This window comes from Bradyrhizobium sp., from assembly GCF_049798375.1.
Lineage (GTDB): Bacteria > Pseudomonadota > Alphaproteobacteria > Rhizobiales > Xanthobacteraceae > Bradyrhizobium.
On record NZ_JBARGP010000598.1, the window covers coordinates 1 to 2,203 of the forward strand.

The following is a 2,203-nucleotide window of genomic DNA, read 5'->3' on the forward strand; positions in this document are numbered from 1 at the left end:
TCGCATTCGAACGCGGCGCCATTGATTGCGCCCGCTGTGGCGCGGGCCGCCGCACCATCGAGATCGGCCACCACCACCTTGGCGGCACCGGCGCGGGCGAATGCCTCGCACAGCGCCTTGCCGATGCCGCGGGCACCGCCGGTGACTACCACGTTTCTGCCGGTCACCTGCATGCGTCCTCCTGCGGAATGCTCTTACGTCAAGACCAGGTCGAGCACCGCAGTATAGTGAAATCCGGCGCCGAGCAGGACGAAACAATGCCAGATCACGTTCTGGAAGCGCAAGCTCCGCCAGGAATGAAAGATCACCCCGAGACTGTAGAGAATGCCGCCCGCGACTACGCAAGCGAGCGCGGTCTTCGGCAGCACGCCGAAGATCTGGTCGAACATCATGGCGCCGCTCCAGCCGAGCGCCAGATAAAGCCCGATCGAGAGCGCGTCGAACCGGCCGGGCCAACGCAGCTTCAGCACGATGCCGAACACCGCCACCCCCCAGACTCCGAGCAGCATCGCGGCGGCCAGCCAATGGTTCTGCAGCGCAGCGATGAACGGCGTGTAGGTCGCGGCAATCAGCACATAGATTGCCGAATGGTCGAACCGGCGCAGCAGCCATTTGGTCGGCGACACCGGCCACAGATTATAGGTCGCCGACAGCACCAGCATCGACAGCAGGCCGGCCACATAGACCGAGACCACGACGATGTCGAGCGCGCTGGCATAGATCGCGGTCAGCACCACGAGCACGGTCGCGGCGACGAGGCCTGCGCTGACGCCGACCGCATGAACAATGCCATCGGCGATCAGCTCGATCTTGTCGTAATTCCAGCGCACCGCGCCGGCGGCGGCGTGGACGGAGTCCGAAGCGAATTGTTTCAGTCTGAACATGGTCATGCGGAACCCGGCGCATTATTGTTGCGGACGACGATGATCTCGAACGTTCAACGAACCGTTCCGATCCCTCTTATCCGAAAACGCGCCGGAAATGTGTGCTTGAAATCGCACTTCCGATCGCCACTTTTCACAAGTCGTTCACGCCGATTTTAACCGCCGGTTTACACTCCCGTATGACGCCCAGTTTCTCCGAAATCGTCGAAGAGGCCCGCCTCTCGGCCCGCGCCCTGATCGACTATGGCGAGAACTTCTTCAATCCGACGGTGCGGCTCGGCGTTACCGGCCTCTCGCGGGCGGGAAAAACCGTCTTCATCACCGCGCTGGTGCACGGGCTGATCCGCGGCGGCCGCTTCCCGGTGTTCGAGGCGTTCTCATCCGGGCGGATCGCACGGGCGCATCTGGCGCCGCAGCCCGATGACGGGGTACCGCGCTTCGCCTATGAAGGTCACCTGCGCGCGCTGGTCGGGGAGCGGCGCTGGCCGGCCTCGACGGTCGACATCTCTGAGCTGCGCCTCACCATCGACTATCAGCGCCCGAATGGCGCGGAGCGTACGCTGACACTGGATATCGTCGACTATCCCGGCGAATGGCTGCTCGACCTGCCACTGCTCGACAAGAGCTACGGGCAATGGGCGCGCGAGAGCCTGGCGCTGTCGCGGGAGGGCCCGCGTGCCGATCTCGCAGGCGCGTGGCATGCGCATCTGGCGACATTGTCGGCCGAGGGGCCTGCGGACGAGCAGGCTACGCTGGAGGCGGCGCGGCTGTTCACCGATTATTTGCGGTCCTGCCGCGACGAACGTTTCGCGATGAGCCTGCTGCCGCCCGGGCGCTTCCTGATGCCGGGCAGCCTCGCCGGCTCGCCGGCGCTGACTTTTGCGCCACTCGATGTGCCAACCGAGGGCACCGCGCCTGAAGGTTCGTTGTGGGCGATGATGGCGCGCCGCTACGAGGCCTACAAGGACATCGTGGTGCGGCCGTTCTTCCGCGATCACTTCGCCCGGCTCGATCGCCAGATCGTGCTGGTCGACGCGCTCGCCGCGTTCAACGCGGGGCCTGCGGCGCTGCACGATCTGGAAGCGGCGCTGGCCGGTATTCTCGATTGCTTCCGCGTTGGCCGTAGCACTATCCTGTCGACCCTATTCCGGCCGCGCATCGATCGCATCCTGTTTGCGGCCACCAAGGCCGACCATTTGCATCACTTGAGCCATGACCGGCTCGAGGCAGTGCTGCGGCGTGCGGCCAACCAGGCCGCGACGCGGGCCGAAAGCACGGGTGCCGCGATTGACGTGGTCGCGCTCGCCGCGGTGCGCGCC

The 2,203-nt window shown here is 65.3% G+C and carries 3 protein-coding genes; 1 reads left to right on the forward strand and 2 read right to left on the reverse strand.

The features are described 5' to 3' along the window. Together WA702_RS24025 and trhA are read right to left on the reverse strand one after the other, a co-directional pair. Positions 1 to 173, reverse strand: a 173-nt coding sequence (locus WA702_RS24025; RefSeq protein ID WP_425113050.1) for an SDR family NAD(P)-dependent oxidoreductase, incomplete at its 3' end; no start/stop codon positions are given. A 21-nt stretch (positions 174 to 194) separates the two neighbouring features. Beyond that, positions 195 to 890: a PAQR family membrane homeostasis protein TrhA gene (gene trhA, locus WA702_RS24030; RefSeq protein ID WP_425113048.1), complete on the reverse strand. Its 696-nt coding sequence runs from the start codon at positions 888 to 890 to the stop codon at positions 195 to 197. Between the two features lie 173 nt (positions 891 to 1,063). Here trhA and WA702_RS24035 point away from each other — a divergent pair. After that, on the forward strand, positions 1,064 to 2,203 hold a 1,140-nt coding region (locus tag WA702_RS24035; RefSeq protein WP_425113049.1), incomplete at its 3' end, for a YcjX family protein.